The sequence below is a fragment of the Serratia rubidaea genome (genome assembly GCF_016026735.1).
GTDB classification, from domain to species: Bacteria; Pseudomonadota; Gammaproteobacteria; order Enterobacterales; family Enterobacteriaceae; genus Serratia_B; species Serratia_B rubidaea.
In genome coordinates this window covers 2,419,533-2,434,586 of the sequence record NZ_CP065640.1, presented here as the reverse complement: position 1 = coordinate 2,434,586, position 15,054 = coordinate 2,419,533, and the positions used below count along the sequence as shown (strand labels likewise).

21 protein-coding genes and 1 other annotated feature are annotated in these 15,054 nt (G+C 56.3%); of the genes, 18 read left to right on the top strand and 3 right to left on the bottom strand.

Annotated elements, in window-relative coordinates; genetic code table 11:
- Window positions 1–48 precede the first annotated feature (48 nt).
- The 4 genes from bamD (at window position 49) to pheA (ending at window position 2,876) form a co-directional block, all read left to right on the top strand.
- A complete protein-coding gene (bamD, locus tag I6G83_RS11270) occupies window positions 49–780 on the top strand; it encodes an outer membrane protein assembly factor BamD (protein ID WP_015671036.1) in 732 nt (243 codons plus the stop codon).
- A 313-nt stretch (window positions 781–1,093) separates the two neighbouring features.
- Window positions 1,094–1,438, top strand: a complete 345-nt coding sequence (raiA, locus tag I6G83_RS11265; protein ID WP_015671035.1) for a ribosome-associated translation inhibitor RaiA — start codon at window positions 1,094–1,096, stop codon at window positions 1,436–1,438.
- 121 nt (window positions 1,439–1,559) lie between these two features.
- Window positions 1,560–1,686 (top strand) — a sequence feature (Phe leader region).
- On the top strand, window positions 1,561–1,608 hold the full coding sequence (gene pheL, locus I6G83_RS11260) for a pheA operon leader peptide PheL (protein WP_102024999.1): 48 nt from the start codon (window positions 1,561–1,563) through the stop codon (window positions 1,606–1,608). (Overlaps the previous feature by 48 nt.)
- 32 nt (window positions 1,687–1,718) lie before the next feature.
- A complete protein-coding gene (gene pheA / locus I6G83_RS11255) occupies window positions 1,719–2,876 on the top strand; it encodes a bifunctional chorismate mutase/prephenate dehydratase (protein ID WP_054305791.1) in 1,158 nt (385 codons plus the stop codon).
- A 51-nt stretch (window positions 2,877–2,927) separates the two neighbouring features.
- On the opposite strand, the gene tyrA is transcribed toward pheA, so the two are convergent.
- A complete protein-coding gene (gene tyrA / locus I6G83_RS11250; RefSeq protein WP_015671033.1) occupies window positions 2,928–4,049 on the bottom strand; it encodes a bifunctional chorismate mutase/prephenate dehydrogenase in 1,122 nt (373 codons plus the stop codon).
- Window positions 4,050–4,055: 6 nt separating this feature from the next.
- Complete coding sequence (locus I6G83_RS11245; protein WP_015671032.1) at window positions 4,056–5,129, bottom strand: 3-deoxy-7-phosphoheptulonate synthase; 1,074 nt, start codon at window positions 5,127–5,129, stop codon at window positions 4,056–4,058.
- Window positions 5,130–5,671: 542 nt separating this feature from the next.
- Here I6G83_RS11245 and I6G83_RS11240 point away from each other — a divergent pair.
- Window positions 5,672–7,015, top strand: coding sequence for an anaerobic C4-dicarboxylate transporter (locus tag I6G83_RS11240; RefSeq protein ID WP_054305792.1), 1,344 nt, complete (start codon window positions 5,672–5,674; stop codon window positions 7,013–7,015).
- 9 nt (window positions 7,016–7,024) lie between these two features.
- On the opposite strand, the gene I6G83_RS11235 is transcribed toward I6G83_RS11240, so the two are convergent.
- Entirely contained in the window at window positions 7,025–7,924 is a 900-nt protein-coding gene (locus tag I6G83_RS11235) for a phage repressor protein CI (RefSeq protein ID WP_054305793.1), read from the bottom strand.
- A gap of 434 nt (window positions 7,925–8,358) precedes the next feature.
- On the opposite strand from I6G83_RS11235, the gene I6G83_RS11230 reads away from it, so the two are divergent.
- The 13 genes from I6G83_RS11230 to I6G83_RS11175 all read left to right on the top strand — a co-directional run bounded on the left by I6G83_RS11230 (window position 8,359) and on the right by I6G83_RS11175 (window position 14,893).
- Window positions 8,359–8,556 (top strand): hypothetical protein, encoded by a 198-nt coding sequence (locus tag I6G83_RS11230; protein ID WP_015671029.1) that lies wholly within the window; start codon window positions 8,359–8,361, stop codon window positions 8,554–8,556.
- Between the two features lie 207 nt (window positions 8,557–8,763).
- Window positions 8,764–8,967 (top strand): tail protein X, encoded by a 204-nt coding sequence (locus I6G83_RS11225; RefSeq protein ID WP_054305794.1) that lies wholly within the window; start codon window positions 8,764–8,766, stop codon window positions 8,965–8,967.
- 3 nt (window positions 8,968–8,970) lie between these two features.
- On the top strand, window positions 8,971–9,189 hold the full coding sequence (locus I6G83_RS11220) for an HP1 family phage holin (RefSeq protein ID WP_054305795.1): 219 nt from the start codon (window positions 8,971–8,973) through the stop codon (window positions 9,187–9,189).
- Window positions 9,173–9,685, top strand: coding sequence for a lysozyme (locus I6G83_RS11215; protein WP_054305796.1), 513 nt, complete (start codon window positions 9,173–9,175; stop codon window positions 9,683–9,685). Before I6G83_RS11220 ends, I6G83_RS11215 begins: the two co-directional genes overlap by 17 nt.
- Window positions 9,682–10,095: an Rz-like lysis system protein LysB gene (gene lysB / locus I6G83_RS11210; protein WP_054305797.1), complete on the top strand. Its 414-nt coding sequence runs from the start codon at window positions 9,682–9,684 to the stop codon at window positions 10,093–10,095. The genes I6G83_RS11215 and lysB overlap by 4 nt, the downstream gene beginning before the upstream one ends.
- Complete coding sequence (lysC, locus tag I6G83_RS23560) at window positions 9,998–10,207, top strand: Rz1-like lysis system protein LysC (protein WP_232238959.1); 210 nt, start codon at window positions 9,998–10,000, stop codon at window positions 10,205–10,207. The genes lysB and lysC overlap by 98 nt, the downstream gene beginning before the upstream one ends.
- Window positions 10,207–10,671 carry a phage tail protein gene (locus tag I6G83_RS11205; protein WP_054305807.1) on the top strand — a complete coding sequence of 155 codons (465 nt, stop codon included), beginning with the start codon at window positions 10,207–10,209 and terminating at the stop codon, window positions 10,669–10,671. The genes lysC and I6G83_RS11205 overlap by 1 nt, the downstream gene beginning before the upstream one ends.
- Window positions 10,672–10,760: 89 nt before the next feature.
- Window positions 10,761–11,396, top strand: a complete 636-nt coding sequence (locus I6G83_RS11200) for a phage baseplate assembly protein V (protein ID WP_054305798.1) — start codon at window positions 10,761–10,763, stop codon at window positions 11,394–11,396.
- Window positions 11,393–11,743 (top strand): GPW/gp25 family protein, encoded by a 351-nt coding sequence (locus I6G83_RS11195; RefSeq protein ID WP_015671021.1) that lies wholly within the window; start codon window positions 11,393–11,395, stop codon window positions 11,741–11,743. Before I6G83_RS11200 ends, I6G83_RS11195 begins: the two co-directional genes overlap by 4 nt.
- 4 nt (window positions 11,744–11,747) lie before the next feature.
- Window positions 11,748–12,656: a baseplate assembly protein gene (locus tag I6G83_RS11190; RefSeq protein ID WP_054305799.1), complete on the top strand. Its 909-nt coding sequence runs from the start codon at window positions 11,748–11,750 to the stop codon at window positions 12,654–12,656.
- Entirely contained in the window at window positions 12,649–13,257 is a 609-nt protein-coding gene (locus I6G83_RS11185) for a phage tail protein I (RefSeq protein ID WP_054305800.1), read from the top strand. The genes I6G83_RS11190 and I6G83_RS11185 overlap by 8 nt, the downstream gene beginning before the upstream one ends.
- Complete coding sequence (locus tag I6G83_RS11180) at window positions 13,254–14,294, top strand: phage tail protein (protein ID WP_054305801.1); 1,041 nt, start codon at window positions 13,254–13,256, stop codon at window positions 14,292–14,294. Before I6G83_RS11185 ends, I6G83_RS11180 begins: the two co-directional genes overlap by 4 nt.
- The gene (locus tag I6G83_RS11175) at window positions 14,294–14,893 is read left to right on the top strand and encodes a tail fiber assembly protein (protein ID WP_054305802.1); all 600 of its coding nucleotides are present in this window, start codon (window positions 14,294–14,296) and stop codon (window positions 14,891–14,893) included. The genes I6G83_RS11180 and I6G83_RS11175 overlap by 1 nt, the downstream gene beginning before the upstream one ends.
- The last annotated feature ends 161 nt before the right edge of the window (window positions 14,894–15,054 follow it).

Sequence of the window (15,054 nt, the reverse complement as noted above, 5' to 3'; positions counted from 1 at the left end):
TTAACGGACAGTCTCCCGGAATAACACCCTGAGGATAATCAAAACGTCATGACGCGTATGAAATATCTGGTGGCTGCAGCCACGTTGAGCCTGGCGCTGGCAGGTTGCTCCAGTTCCAAGGATGCGGTTCCCGACAACCCGCCTTCGGAAATCTATGCTAACGCCCAGCAAAAACTGCAGGACGGTAACTTCAAGGGCGCGATTACGCAACTCGAAGCGTTAGACAACCGCTATCCGTTCGGGCCTTACTCCCAGCAGGTACAGCTCGATTTGATCTATGCCTACTATAAATCGGCCGATCTGCCGCTGGCGCAGGCGTCCATCGATCGCTTTATCCGCCTTAACCCGACGCACCCGAACATCGATTACGTGATGTATATGCGCGGGCTGACGGATATGGCGCTGGATGACAGCGCGCTGCAGGGCTTCTTCGGGGTCGATCGTTCAGACCGCGATCCGCAGCACGCCCGTGCCGCATTCCGCGACTTCAGCCAGCTGATTCAGCAGTATCCGAACAGCCAGTACGCGACCGACGCGCAAAAGCGTCTGGTGTACCTGAAGAACCGTCTGTCCAAGTATGAGCTTTCAGTGGCGGAATACTACACTAAACGCGGTGCGTACGTCGCGGTTGTTAATCGCGTCGAGCAGATGATGCGTGAATACCCGGACACCAAGGCAACCCGCGATGCGTTGCCGCTGATGGAAAATGCATACAAGCAGCTGCAGCTGAACAGCCAGGCGGACAAAGTGGCGAAAATCATCGCCGCCAACCGCGCCTGATGCATCCAGCATGGCAGAACGACAAAACGGCAGCCCAGGGCTGCCGTTTTTTTTGGACGCACGCTCCACGCATGAGGAAAAATACGCCAGTGAAAACACGGCGTTAGCAAAGAACTTTCACCGGTTAACCTATCAATAATGCGCCATTGTGCGCCAAGACTCAAGCGCCAGTTAACGGTTTCCGAAAGCAAATCACAGATTGAACTAACTTTGCAAAAAGTGACAAAAAAAGGCGATTTTCCTCGCCCATTTACGCCAAAACGGGGGTATGCTGAATTCATCCAAAGACGGAAAGACAAGAGAGGTAAGTCATATGACAATCAACATTACCAGTAAGCAAATGGATATCACCCCCGCAATCCGTAGTCATGTCGAAGACCGTCTCACCAAACTGGATAAATGGCAGGCCCAGCTGATTAACCCGCATATCGTGCTGTCCAAAGAGCCGAAAGGGTTTGTCGCCGACGCCACCATCACCACGCCGAACGGCCCGCTGGTCGCCAGCGCCAAACATGAAGATATGTATACCGCCATCAATGACCTGCTCGCCAAGCTGGAGCGCCAGCTGAACAAGGTGCAGCACAAGGGCGAAGCACGCCGCGCCTACGCCAGCGTGAAAGATATCGTGCCGGAAGCGGCGCCGGAACAAGAATCATAAAATCAGGCAGAGACCACATCAAACGCGCCGGAAGGCGCGTTTTTTGTCTGTCGGTTTTTATTGACACAGGGAAAAGCCTGCGGTTACTTTAAAACCTGTTGGTTAAAGACTTGGATACCCAAATGCAGCGCACACCGTTCTTCTTCGCATTCTTTTTTACCTTCCCCTGATTGGGAGGCGTTTCGTCGTGTGATAAAGAATGCGAAGACGAACAGCAAAGCCTCCTGGAAACAGGGGGCTTTTTTTATGACTATTAGAAAAACATAAGGCAAACCTGATTATGACCGATAACCCGTTACTGGTGCTGCGCGAACGCATCAGCGCCCTGGATCTGAAACTGCTGGCGCTGCTGGCGGAGCGCCGTGAGCTAGCGCTGGAAGTAGGGAAAAGCAAGCTGCACTCCCACCGGCCGATTCGTGATAAAGAACGCGAGCGCGACCTGCTGGATGCGCTGATTGCCGCCGCCAAGCCTTATGACCTCGACGGTTTTTACGTCACCCGCCTGTTCCAGCTGATTATCGAAGACTCGGTGCTGACTCAACAGGCGCTGCTGCAGCATCAGCTGAACCAAACCAGCCAGCACTCCGCGCGCATCGCGTTTCTTGGCCCCAAAGGCTCCTATTCGCACTTGGCGGCGCGCCAGTATGCCGCGCGTCATTTCGACCAGTTAATCGAGCATGGCTGCCAGAAATTCCAGGACATCTTCACCCAGGTTGAAACCGGCCAGGCGGACTACGCAGTGCTGCCGATTGAAAATACCAGCTCCGGCTCCATCAACGACGTTTACGATCTGCTGCAGCACACCAGTTTGTCAATCGTCGGCGAGCTGACCAATCCGATAGACCACTGCGTGCTGACCGCCGGCAACAGTACGCTGGATCAGATTGAAACCGTCTACAGCCATCCGCAGCCGTTCCAGCAGTGCAGCCAGTTCATCAGTCGCTTCCCGCATTGGAAAATCGAATACTGCGAGAGCAGCGCCGCGGCGATGGAAAAAGTCGCCAAGCTCAATTCGCCAACGGCCGCAGCCCTCGGCAGCGAAGCCGGCGGCGCGCTGTATGGCCTGCAGGTTCTGGAGCACAACCTGGCCAACCAGCAGCAAAACATCACCCGCTTTATTGTGCTGGCGCGCAAGGCTATCGATGTCTCCGAGCAGGTGCCGGCGAAAACGACGCTGATTATGGCGACCGGCCAGCAATCCGGGGCATTGGTGGAAGCGCTGCTGGTGCTGCGCGAGAACGGCATTATCATGACCAAGCTGGAGTCACGCCCGATCAACGGTAACCCGTGGGAAGAGATGTTTTATCTGGACGTGCAGGCCAATATTCGTTCGGAGGCGATGCAAAAAGCGCTGCAGGATCTGACGCCAATCACCCGCTCGCTGAAGGTGCTCGGCTGTTACCCCAGCGAAAACGTGGTGCCGGTCAACCCGTCCTGACCCACATAAAAAAGGTCTGGCGCATGCCAGACCTTTTTTTCACCGAAACGTTTAACGGCGGCTGTCGTTCGCCTGTCGCAGCAACGAGCGGCTCTCCACCAGGAAACGCTGGGCATAATCGCCAAACCAGTGCTCGACCTTACGGAAGCTGTCGATAAACGCCTGCTTATCCCCCTGCTCCAGCAGCTGAATCGCCTCGCCAAAGCGGGCATAGTAGCGCTTAATCAGCTGCAGGTTATCGCCCGAGGACATAATAATATCGGCGTACAGCTGCGGATCCTGTGCAAACAGCCGCCCCACCATCGCCAGTTCCAGGCGGTAAATCGGCGATGACAGCGCCAGCAACTGCTCAAGCTGGACGTTCTCTTCCGCCAGATGTAATCCGTAAGCAAAGGTGGCGAAGTGGCGCAGCGCCTGAATAAACGCCATATTCTGGTCGTGCTCCACTGCGCTGATGCGGTGCAGCCTGGCGCCCCACACCTGCAGCTGTTCCAGCAGCCATTGGTAGGCCTCCGGCTGACGGCCGTCGCAGTACACCACCACCTGCTTGGCCACGCTGCCGACATCCGGGCCGAACATCGGGTGCAGGCCCAGAACCGGTCCGCTATGCGCCGAAAGCATCGCCTGCAGCGGCGGGTTCTTCACCGAGGCCAGGTCAACCAGGATGCAATCGTCCGGCAGTTTGGGCAGGCGGCCAATCACCTGCTCCGTCACGTGGATCGGCACGCTGACGATCACCATGCCGGCATCGCTAAGCAGGCTTTCCGCCTGCGGCCAGTCCTGCTGATCCAGCACTTTGACCTGATAGCCGGACAGCGTCAGCAGGCGGTTGAACAGACGCCCCATCTGCCCGTTGCCGCCGATAATTACGATGGGCCGCAGCTGCGGACACAGCGTTTTAAAGCCTTTGTCATTTTCGCTGGTGTACGATTCGCGCATCACCCGGCGCAGGATATCCTCAATCAGATCCGGCGGCACGCCGAGCGTTTCCGCCTCCTGCCGGCGCGACGCCAGCATGGCCGCCTCCCGCTCGGGGACATACACCGGCAGGCCGTAGCGGCTTTTTACTTCTCCGACTTCCGCCACCAGATGCAGGCGCTTTGCCAGCAGATCCAGCAGCGCCTTATCCACCTCATCAATTTGATCGCGTAATGCGGTCAGTTCAGCCACCATAACTTGCTACTCTCCAGTGCGGGTCATCAGCGCGGCGCCCAGTTGCTGGTGCATGTCTCGCAGCAGCGTTTCCGTGCTTTCCCAGTCGATGCAGGCATCGGTCACGGACACGCCGTAGCGCATATCCGCGCGCGGCTGTTCGGAAGACTGATTGCCTTCATGCAGGTGGCTCTCCAGCATAATGCCGGTAATCGAGCGGTTGCCCGCTTTAATCTGTTCAACCACGGAGGCGGCAACCGCAGGCTGACGACGGTAATCTTTGTTTGAGTTGCCATGGCTGCAATCTATCATCAGGGACGGGCGGAGTCCCGCATCGCGCATCTGTTTTTCACAGTCGGCGACATCCTCTGGGCCGTAGTTCGGCGTTTTGCCGCCGCGCAGAATCACATGGCCGTCCGGGTTGCCCTGCGTCTGCAGCAGACACACCTGCCCGGCCTGATTGATGCCGACAAAGCGGTGCGGCATCGCCGCGGCGCGCATGGCGTTAATGGCCGTACTCAGGCTGCCGTCGGTGCCGTTCTTGAAGCCGACCGGCATCGACAGACCAGAGGCCATTTCGCGGTGGGTCTGAGATTCGGTGGTGCGTGCGCCAATCGCCGACCAGCTGAACAGATCGCCCAGGTATTGCGGGCTGTTCGGGTCCAGCGCTTCGGTCGCCAACGGCAGCCCCATGTCCACCAAATCCAGCAGCAAACGACGGGCAATATGCAAACCCGCCTCAACGTCAAACGAACCGTTCATATGCGGATCGTTGATCAGGCCTTTCCAGCCGACGGTGGTTCTCGGCTTTTCAAAATAGACGCGCATAACGATATACAGCCGATCGCTCAAGTCGGCCGCCAGTGCTTGCAAACGGCGGGCGTAGTCCAGCGCCGCATCCGGATCATGGATAGAACACGGCCCGCAGACCACCAGCAGACGGGGATCGCGCCCCTGCAGAATATCGGCGATAGTTTTGCGCGCCGTAGCGATCCTGGCTTCATCCGCCACGCTGAGCGGGAACTGATTCTTCAGCTCTTCCGGCGTAATCAAAACCTGTTCTGCACTGATGTGCACGTTGTTGAGCGCGTCTTTTTGCATGGTGTTTATCCTGTCGTTTGCCGTTATGCATAAATGAAGTAAAACATTGAGCGTTTCGAGGACTACCTTATCATGCATTGTAAAGTTTTCAATCCATTTACTGTAAATAAAAAATTACCTCAATACAAAACAGGCAAGCAAAAACAAAAAATCAAATAAAAACAACAAGAAAAATAAATAAAATGTCCTGTAAGACATAGAATGAAAACAACTTAAAAACACACAATGCAAAGATATGTTTACACAAGAACGAGGTGAGTGAGTTAGCGGCAACGGCATAGATCAGTAGGAAGCAGCGCGTTATTATCACGTGCAAAGCACAAGATATAAATGTAATACATTGATTTTAAATAATTAAATAAGAAATGCATCAGTAATTACCGCCCACTGCTCGCATAAACATTGAGCTATCTCAAGATTTCATCCTCTCAATTCGTTAATGATACCGGTAAAACGGCTGATACCTCTTTCCGGTTAGCCCCATAAGATCGCCGGCGCCGACAGGTAACCGCATTTTTATTTAATGCTGCTCAGGGATTTGCATGATAACTCTGGAATTCATCATCATCATTGCCTGCCTATTGGTCGGCACGCGCTATGGCGGTATGGGGCTGGGATTAATCAGCGGCATCGGTATCTTTGTGCTGTGCTTTGTTTTTGGCTTACAGCCGGGTAAACCGCCCATTGAGGTGATGCTGACCATTCTGGCGGTCATTGGCTGCGCCTCGGTACTGCAAACCGCCGGGGGACTGAACGTACTGATGCAATACGCCGAACGTCTGCTGCGTCGGCACCCTCAGCACATTACGCTGCTTGCGCCGCTGACCACCTGGACGCTGACGTTTTTATGCGGCACCGGCCACGTGGTGTACACCATGTTCCCGATCATCGGCGATATTGCGCTGAAAAAAGGCATCCGCCCCGAACGCCCGATGGCCGTTGCCTCGGTCGCCTCACAAATGGCGATTACCGCCTCGCCGGTTTCCGTGGCCGTCGTCTCTCTGGTATCAATTATCGCCGCCGGGCACGGAATAGGCCGTGCATACTCCCTGGTGGAGATCCTGGCGATTTCCATCCCCTCCTCGCTGGTCGGCGTGCTGATCGCAGCACTCTGGAGCCTGCGGCGCGGCAAAGAGCTGGAGCAGGATGCCGACTTTCAGGCACGCATCCGCGATCCTGAACAGCGCGCCTATATTTACGGCGCCAGTGAGACCTTACTGGATCAGCGCTTTGCCAAATCTGCCTATGCGTCAACACTGATCTTTTTTGCCGCGATCGCCGTCGTCGTATTACTCGGCGCCTTCTCCGAGCTGCGCCCGTCCTTCACCGTCAACGGAGTGTTGAAGCCTCTCTCGATGAACCTGGTGATCCAAATGATGATGCTGATTGCCGGCGCCGTCATACTGATTAGCTGTAAGGTCAAACCGGGCGAGATCGCCAACGGCGCGGTATTTAAAGCGGGTATGGTCGCCATTTTCTCGGTATTCGGCGTCGCCTGGATGAGCGACACCTTTTTCCAGGCGCATATGGGGGAGTTAAAACTGCTGCTTGAAGACGTGGTCAAAAGCCAGCCCTGGACTTACGCCATCGTGCTGTTTCTGGTCTCGAAACTGGTGAACAGCCAGGCGGCCGCGCTGACCGCCATTGCGCCGATGGCGTTACAACTGGGCGTCGAACCGAAAATACTGCTGGCGTTTTTCCCGGCGGCCTACGGCTACTTTGTACTGCCCACCTACCCCAGCGATCTGGCCTGCATCGGTTTCGACCGCTCAGGTACGACGCGCATCGGGAAATTTATCATCAACCACAGTTTTATCATGCCAGGGCTGATCGGCGTGTCATCCGCCTGCGTTACCGGCTACCTGCTGGTCACCGCATTTTTGTAGGCCAACCTTTTATGCCTGCGGCGTCAGCGTCAGCCACACCATCCCCAGCGCCTTAACCGCATCGGTGCAGCACTGGAAATCGGCGCTGTTGCCGCTGACCTGCAGCTGATTGCCCGGTAAGCGGGCAATATCGTACACGTCCAGGTTACCGTCGATATCAAGCAGCCAGCGTCCGTTGGCGATATTCGTCACCGACAAATCCACCAGCCATGCGAGGCGGCCGCCGTCCACATACGCCGGCCGTTCAGCCGTGGACGGAATCAACGTTCGGTCGGCCACCCACTCACCGCCATCTTTCAGCTGACCGGCGATCAGTCGATACAGCGGCAGTACCCGCGCACCTTCAGCTTGTTTCGCCTGCGCCGATCCCGCCTCGAGCATTTCCCCCTCCCCGGTAGCCAGCCACTGCAGGGAAACGCCGGTATCCAACGCACAGGTCACCACGATATCCCCAGGGAAATAGTTGCGGCGCACCCAGGTGCTCATGGTGCCGGACGAAATCCCCAGTAAATCGCCCAGTTCTTTCTGTAGGCTGAAACCATAAGCGTCCAAAATGCGACGCAGCACGCCTTTACCACCGGATGCCAGCACGCGCTCGTACAGCGCTTTACCGTGAACCGCCGCCTGTTGTTTGGCCTTCGGTTTCACCGCGGTGGACTCTCCGGTCATTAACCAGGACAAATCAGCGCCGGTGGTCAATGAGCAATTGATAATGACATAGCCCGGTACGCTGCCGCGCTGCTGCCAACTGCTCACATTATTTGGCGCAATGCCCAAAATCTCACTCAACTCTTTCTGCGTCGTGATGCCGTAAGCGGACAGAATTCTTTCTATCACGGCCCCGACGGCGGCGCGCTCATTCACAGTATCTTCAGCCATATTTTCCCCGGTCACAATTAAAGCTTGCATAAGCAAGTCACACTTTACGACTTAGCCTGGATAAAATGCATTATCAACACCAGGCTAGCCTATTATTTAACCTATAGTTAAATGATGCGGTATGGACGCCGAAAATACAAATACCGTCACAGGCCACAAAAATCGGCCTATGATAATTAGTTGCCTATTTTGTCTGCACCGGAATGATAATTAAAGAAAAATATCAAGCTCGATTTTGCGAGAAATGACGGCATAAAATGCATGGCGGTCACTCTCTGCCTTGCCTCACATGGCTCAGAGCAGCAGTGCCCACTCACCGAGTGCTTTATCCCTCCTTATCATTTCAGATTAATCCGTATTTGCCGTCTTCAGCGTCAACAATTGGCGCGCAGAAGCATTGACCCATTTAGCATTTTGCTTAATACTGTATAAATACACAGTATATTTAAGCGAGGGCAAACACGGTGGAAATTATGGATAAACAACAACTAACACTGTCACGCATCCAGTTCATCGCCGATGTATCACAGGCTGCACAGTGCACCCCGTCCGAGTTCCTGGTCGCCATGTCACTGATTTCCGATCTGGCCGCGCAGGAACTCCCCGAGAACGATTATCAAACCGTCTACTATCCGGCAGACCAGCAACAGCGCTCCCGCTAGCCCCCGCGCCCTACATTTTGCTGCCAATTTTTACCCGCCGACCGGCGGGTATTTTTTTATCCGCACCACGGTAATTATCCCGATCCGTTGTGTCACTACGCCCACAACCCTATTGCATTGTGGCGACAAGACTCTGCCGGGAAACTACGGATAACCGGGCGCACTCCCTGCGTCCCTGACCAACAACCGCATCGCAGGATGGTAATGATGAAAATTTATGCACAACAAGGCGACACCATTGACGCGATGTGCTGGCGCTATTACGGCAGCACAGAAAACGTGGTGGAACAGGTTTATCGCGCCAATCGCGGGCTGGCGGCATACGGAGCACACCTGCCGCACGGCTATCCGGTAGAAATGCCCGAACTTAACGCCGCCGCCAGGCGGGAAACGGTGAAACTGTGGGACTAAACGATGGAAAAACTCACCTCAACGCTCTCCTACCTCTCCGCTGCCGCACTGGCATGGTTTGGCCGTTACTCAACGGCGGATATCACCACCATGCTCGGCGCAGCGGTCGGCGTAGGCACCTTCGCGGTGAACTGGTACTACCGCCATAAAAGCTACCAGTTACAAAAGTCGCTTAAAAAGAAAATTCTCAAACGGTGGAAAAACGATGAGCCCAACTCTTAAACGCTGCAGCGCCGTCGCCATTTTAGCGCTGGCCGCCACACTGCCGCAGTTCGGCCAGGTACGCACATCCGAACAGGGTTTACGCCTGATTGCCGACTTTGAAGGCTGTCAGCTGTCGCCCTATCAATGCAGCGCCAACGTCTGGACCAACGGCATCGGCCATACCGCGGGCGTAAAACCCAATACGGTGATCACTGAACGTCAGGCGGCAGCCAACCTGTTGGACGACGTACGCAACGTGGAAAAAGGCATCGCGCGCTGTATGAACGTGGACATGCCGCAACCGGTTTACGACGCGGTCAGCGCCTTTGCCTTCAACGTCGGCGTCGGCGCCGCCTGCCGCTCCACGCTGGCGGACTTCATCAAACAGCAGCGTTGGCAACAAGCCTGCGATCAACTGCCGCGCTGGGTATATGTCAACGGTGTCAAAAGTAAAGGGCTGGAGCGCCGCCGCCAGGCCGAGCGCGCTCTGTGTTTACAAGGGGTGTCGCCATGAACCGCTGGTTGCTCAGCCTCGGCGCGCTGCTGTTAGCCCTGCTCGCGGCATCACACTGGCAGAACCAACATCTGCAGCAGACGTTGGAGCATCAGCAGCAGCGTCTTGGCGCAGCGCAGGCCACGTTGACGGCACGCGACGCCCAAATCAGCCAACTGGAACAACAGCTCCAACAGCGTGAGCGCGCTGAACTGGCGCTGCGTCAGGCGCTGAGCGGCGCTCAGGGTTTAACGCTGCAACGTGAACAACGCTTACAGGGGTTACTCAATGAAAACAAAAAACTACGCGACTGGTATCGCACTGGGCTGCCTGATGATGTTATCCGGCTGCACCAGCGTCCCGCCTTCACCAAACCCGGAGATTACCTACGCTGGCTGTCCGAAAGTCAGCAGTTGCCCCATTCCCGGTAATCACCTCGCCACTAACGGCGATCTCAGCGCCGATATCCGTCAGCTCGAACACGCGCTCATACAGTGCGCATTACAGATAGAAGCGATTAAACAGTGTCAGGAGAAAACATGATGTTAAAACCCAACCAGCTGCGTGACGCCTTGTTCAAGGCGCTACCGGACCTGCAGGCCCAGCCGGAAAAACTGACGATGCAACTGGCGGACGGCCGGGTCGTCGCCACGCCGGGCCAATCGTTGTCATTTGAATACCGCTACTTGCTTAAGTTGACGCTGGCCGGACATGCGGCCGACTGCGACCTGGTGATGGTCACCGTATTGGCGTGGCTGCGTAGCCACCAGCCGGATCTGCTGGCTAATGTAGAAAAACGCAACAACGGCTTTGCGTTCAGCCTCGACGTTACAGAAAACGGCCAGCTCGACATTCAGCTGCAGCTTACCGAACGGATTTTGGTCGAGCAGCGTGAAGATGCATTGCATATCACGCCGCAGCCGGAACCGCCGGAGCCGCAAAACGTGCTGCGTTTTACCGACGTCTATCTGCATGGGGAACTCATCAGCCACTTGCAACATCCTTAACCCCGGACAGGGCGACGGGTTTTGTTGTGCTGTCAGCAGTCAAACCCCGCCGCGTTGCCGCCCTTTTCTCTTACCGGCATGGTAACCCTATGAACACATATAACCCCGATATTCAGCGCCTGGTGCGCAACCTGATCCGTATCGGCACCGTCAGCGAGATCGATCTCGAACGCGGACGCTGTCGCGTGACCACCGGCGGCAATCACACCGACTGGCTGAACTGGCTGACCAGCCGCGCCGGCAGCGCCCGCAGCTGGTGGGCGCCCAGCCTCGGCGAGCAGGTGCTGGTGCTGTCGCTGGGCGGCGAACTGGACACCGCTTTCGTGCTGCCCGGCATTTTCTCCCATGACTTCCCGCCGCCGTCGCATTCAGCCGAAGCGCTGCATATCGCCTTTGGCGACGGCGCGGTCATTGAGTACGAGCCGGCGCAAGGCGCCTTGACTGCCCGCGGCATCAAAAGCGCCACGCTGGAGGCAGCGGAAGCGGTAACGGTCAGCGCCGCCAACATTGTCTGCCGCGCCAGCAGCAAAATTACCCTGGATGCCCCGGAAGTGGAATGCACCCAACATCTGGTCACCGGTTCGCTCGCCGTCCGTCAGGGCGGTGATGTCACCGGCGACGTCACCCACTCCGGCGGCAGCCTCACATCTAACGGCATCGTGCTGCATACCCACACGCACGGCGGCGTACAAAACGGCGGAGGCCAAACGGATAAACCCTTATGAACAGTGAAAAATATATTGGCATGAACCGTAACTCCGGCCGTGCCATTAACGATATCGAACATATTCGCCAGTCGGTGAGCGATATTCTGATTACCCCGATTGGCTCACGCGTCATGCGTCGTCAATACGGTTCTCTGCTTTCCGAGCTGCTGGATCAACCGCAAAACGATGCGCTGCGGCTGCAAATTATGGCCGCCTGTTACAGCGCGCTGCTGCAGTGGGAGCCAAGGATTCGTCTGACCGATATCGCGATTAACACCACCTTTGACGGAAAAATGGTGGTCGACCTGACCGGCAGTCGTACCGACACCCCGGATAACTTTTCCCTTTCAGTTTCAGTGAGCTAATACCATGCCTACGATTGATTTGAGCTTATTGCCCGCCCCGACGGTGGTGGAACCGTTAAATTACGAAAGTTTACTGGCCGAACGTAAGGCCAGGCTGATCGCCCTGTCTCCTGAAGATCAGCGCGATGCTATTACCCGCACCCTGGCGCTGGAATCGGAGCCGCTGGTTAAGCTGCTGCAGGAAAACGCCTATCGCGAACTGATTTTGCGTCAACGCGTGAATGAAGCAGCGCAGGCGGTGATGCTCGGCTACGCCACCGGCAGCGATCTGGATCAGATCGGCGCCAATTTCCAGGTTGAGCGCCTGATGGTGCAAAAACCCGATAACAGCGTCGTGCCGCCGGTGCCGGCGATTATGGAGTCCGACAGCGACTTCCGCGTGCGTATTCAGCAGGCATTCGAAGGGCTGAGCGTCGCGGGTTCCAGCGGCGCCTATGAATACCACGGGCGCTCGGCGGACGGGCGCATCGCCGACGTTTCTGCCACCAGCCCCAGCCCGGCCACCGTTGTCATCGCCGTGCTGTCCCGCGAGGGTGACGGCACCGCCAGCGATGAGCTGCTGGCGATCGTCGAACACGCGCTGAACGACGAAGACGTGCGGCCGGTCGCCGATCGCGTAACGGTGCAGTCCGCCGCGATCGTCAATTACGCCGTTGATGCGACGCTGTACCTTTACCCCGGCCCGGAAGCAGAGCCAATTCGCCAGGCGGCCGAAGCCAAACTCAAGCAGTACATCAGCGCCCAGCACCGTCTGGGGCGCGATATCCGCCTGTCAGCCATTTACGCTGCGCTGCATGCCGAAGGGGTACAGCGCGTCGAACTGGCCAGCCCGAAAAATGACATCGTGCTGGACAAAACCCAGGCCTCTTACTGCAACAGCTATGCGCTGAAAGTCGGAGGATCGGATGAGTAGCCGCCTGTTGCCGGTCGGCACCTCGCCGTTGGAAGTTGCCGCAGCGCAGGCCTGCGCCGAGCTGGCCGAAACGCCGGCGCCGCTACGCGAACTGTGGAACCCGGCGACCTGTCCGCTCAATCTGCTGCCCTATCTGGCATGGGCATTCTCCGTCGATCACTGGGATGAAAGCTGGAGCGAAGAGACCAAACGCAGCGTCGTCTCCTCCGCGTTTTTCATTCACCGCCATAAGGGCACCATCGGCGCCATTCGCCGCGTCGTGGAGCCGCTCGGTTACCTGATTCGCGTCGCGGAGTGGTGGCAATCCGATGAACCGGCGGGAACGTTTCGTCTTGACGTCGGCGTACAGAATCAGGGGATTACGGATGAGATGTACCAGGAACTGGTGCGGCTGATCGACGATGCCAAACCGGTCAGCCGTCATCTGATCGGGTTGGCAATCAATTTATCCGTACACGGCCCAGCCAACGTCTTTGCCGGCTGTTACAGCGGCGATGAGCTCACCGTTTATCCCTACCTGCCTGAGCTTCTCAGCGTCAACGGCGGCAGCCATATAGGCGGAGCCATCCATATTATCGACAACCTAAGAGTAAACGCATGAATACCAAATTTATTGCCATATTAACCAATCAAGGTGCGGCCAAGCTGGCCAACGCCACCGCGCTGGGTACCCAATTGGAGATAACCCAAATGGCGGTCGGTGACGGCGGCGGCACGCTGCCCACTCCCAACCCTGAACAAACGGCGCTGGTGGCGGAAAAGCGCCGGGCCTTACTAAATTCCCTCAGCGTTGATGCCAATAACAGTGCGCAAATCATCGCCGAACAGATAATCCCCGAAAATGAAGGCGGCTGGTGGATCCGTGAAATTGGCCTGTTCGATAAAGAGGATACGTTGGTGGCCATCGCCAATTGTCCGGAAACCTACAAACCCCAACTGCAAGAAGGCAGCGGCCGTACACAGACCATCCGTATGGCGCTGATTGTCTCCAGCAGCGATGCCGTGACCTTAAAGATCGATCCTGCCGTCGTTCTGGCGACGCGTGCCTATGTGGATGATGAAATTCAAAAACATGCCAAGACCCGCAACCATCCTGACGCCAGCCTTGCGGATAAGGGATTTGTGCAACTGAGTAACGCAACGGACAGTACCGATGACACCTTGGCGGCAACGCCAAAAGCGATCAAAACAGTGAACGACGACGTTGCAAAACGCCTGCTGAGAACGGATATGCCCGTCGGTATTCCACTGCCATGGCCAACCGACACGCCGCCTGCAGGCTGGCTTAAATGCAATGGCGCAACATTTAATAAAACGAAATATCCGCTGCTGGCGCAGGCTTATCCTACATTGCAACTGCCTGACTTACGCGGGGAATTTATTCGGGGCTGGGATGATGGGAAAGGCGTTGATAGTGGGCGCAACTTACTCTCGTCACAAGCGGCGACGAGTATAGCAGTAGCACTTGGGGCGTTTAATCAGTACCACGGTATTGACACAGATAGTGCTGAGATAGGTGTATATAACCCTTCTTATGCTGTTTATAAAGCCCAGACAACACAGACATCAACGGGTACAACATACCGAGCCGTACGCCCGCGAAATATCGCATTTAACTATATCGTGAGGGCCGCATAATGGCTAAAGCAAAACTTACTAAAAAATTGATCGCGACCACCGCCGGGGATATTACCGTCTTTAACTACTCTGGTGATACGCGCGAATATCTCTCTTCATCCGTGGAATATCTTGCCGCTGGCGTTGGCCTGCCGGCAAACTCATGTATCGACGCGCCGGGAGACAAAAAAGACGGCTATGCCATCTGCAGAACGGCCGACCTCTTGGCCTGGGAATATCTGCCGGACCACCGCGGCGAAACGATTTACAGCACCCTCACCCGGGAGCCGCAGCTCATGACCACGATCGGTGATTACCCGCCCGACACCACGCCGGTTGCCCCTAGCTCGCCCTATGACAAGTGGAAACGGAAGAAATGGGTTACGGACAGCGCAGCGAAGCGCGACGGCAATATCGCCGCGGCAGAACAGCAGCGACAAACGCTACTGGCACACGCCGACGCCATCACCGCCGACTGGCGGGTTGAGTTGATGCTCGGTGACATCAGCGCCGGCAATAAAACAAAACTGTCAAAGTGGATGGCCTATAAAAAAGCGGTAAAAGCCGTCGATGTTTCGACTGCGCCGGATATCAGCTGGCCGGCACAGCCCAAACTGTAGGCCCGTTACCCGTTGACGTAACGTCACGACTCCATCACCAACAACGCCCCTCCCGGGGCGTTTTTTTTACCTTATTTTTCCTGATGTTGTGTCAGATTTGATACATACCCAATGACGTGCACGCCCGCCTTGAGAAGCGCATCCTACTCCTACCAACCAAC

What these genes read in the sequence shown, in the direction of transcription:
- bamD (WP_015671036.1), top strand. Translation starts at nt 49, where the DNA reads ATGACGCGTATGAAATATCTGGTGGCTGCAGCCACGTTGAGCCTGGCG.
- raiA (WP_015671035.1), top strand. Translation starts at nt 1,094, where the DNA reads ATGACAATCAACATTACCAGTAAGCAAATGGATATCACCCCCGCAATC.
- pheA (WP_054305791.1), top strand. Translation starts at nt 1,719, where the DNA reads ATGACCGATAACCCGTTACTGGTGCTGCGCGAACGCATCAGCGCCCTG.
- tyrA (WP_015671033.1), bottom strand. Translation starts at nt 4,049, where the DNA reads ATGGTGGCTGAACTGACCGCATTACGCGATCAAATTGATGAGGTGGAT.
- I6G83_RS11245 (WP_015671032.1), bottom strand. Translation starts at nt 5,129, where the DNA reads ATGCAAAAAGACGCGCTCAACAACGTGCACATCAGTGCAGAACAGGTT.
- I6G83_RS11240 (WP_054305792.1), top strand. Translation starts at nt 5,672, where the DNA reads ATGATAACTCTGGAATTCATCATCATCATTGCCTGCCTATTGGTCGGC.
- I6G83_RS11235 (WP_054305793.1), bottom strand. Translation starts at nt 7,924, where the DNA reads ATGCAAGCTTTAATTGTGACCGGGGAAAATATGGCTGAAGATACTGTG.
- I6G83_RS11225 (WP_054305794.1), top strand. Translation starts at nt 8,764, where the DNA reads ATGAAAATTTATGCACAACAAGGCGACACCATTGACGCGATGTGCTGG.
- I6G83_RS11220 (WP_054305795.1), top strand. Translation starts at nt 8,971, where the DNA reads ATGGAAAAACTCACCTCAACGCTCTCCTACCTCTCCGCTGCCGCACTG.
- I6G83_RS11215 (WP_054305796.1), top strand. Translation starts at nt 9,173, where the DNA reads ATGAGCCCAACTCTTAAACGCTGCAGCGCCGTCGCCATTTTAGCGCTG.
- lysB (WP_054305797.1), top strand. Translation starts at nt 9,682, where the DNA reads ATGAACCGCTGGTTGCTCAGCCTCGGCGCGCTGCTGTTAGCCCTGCTC.
- lysC (WP_232238959.1), top strand. Translation starts at nt 9,998, where the DNA reads ATGATGTTATCCGGCTGCACCAGCGTCCCGCCTTCACCAAACCCGGAG.
- I6G83_RS11205 (WP_054305807.1), top strand. Translation starts at nt 10,207, where the DNA reads ATGTTAAAACCCAACCAGCTGCGTGACGCCTTGTTCAAGGCGCTACCG.
- I6G83_RS11200 (WP_054305798.1), top strand. Translation starts at nt 10,761, where the DNA reads ATGAACACATATAACCCCGATATTCAGCGCCTGGTGCGCAACCTGATC.
- I6G83_RS11195 (WP_015671021.1), top strand. Translation starts at nt 11,393, where the DNA reads ATGAACAGTGAAAAATATATTGGCATGAACCGTAACTCCGGCCGTGCC.
- I6G83_RS11190 (WP_054305799.1), top strand. Translation starts at nt 11,748, where the DNA reads ATGCCTACGATTGATTTGAGCTTATTGCCCGCCCCGACGGTGGTGGAA.
- I6G83_RS11185 (WP_054305800.1), top strand. Translation starts at nt 12,649, where the DNA reads ATGAGTAGCCGCCTGTTGCCGGTCGGCACCTCGCCGTTGGAAGTTGCC.
- I6G83_RS11180 (WP_054305801.1), top strand. Translation starts at nt 13,254, where the DNA reads ATGAATACCAAATTTATTGCCATATTAACCAATCAAGGTGCGGCCAAG.
- I6G83_RS11175 (WP_054305802.1), top strand. Translation starts at nt 14,294, where the DNA reads ATGGCTAAAGCAAAACTTACTAAAAAATTGATCGCGACCACCGCCGGG.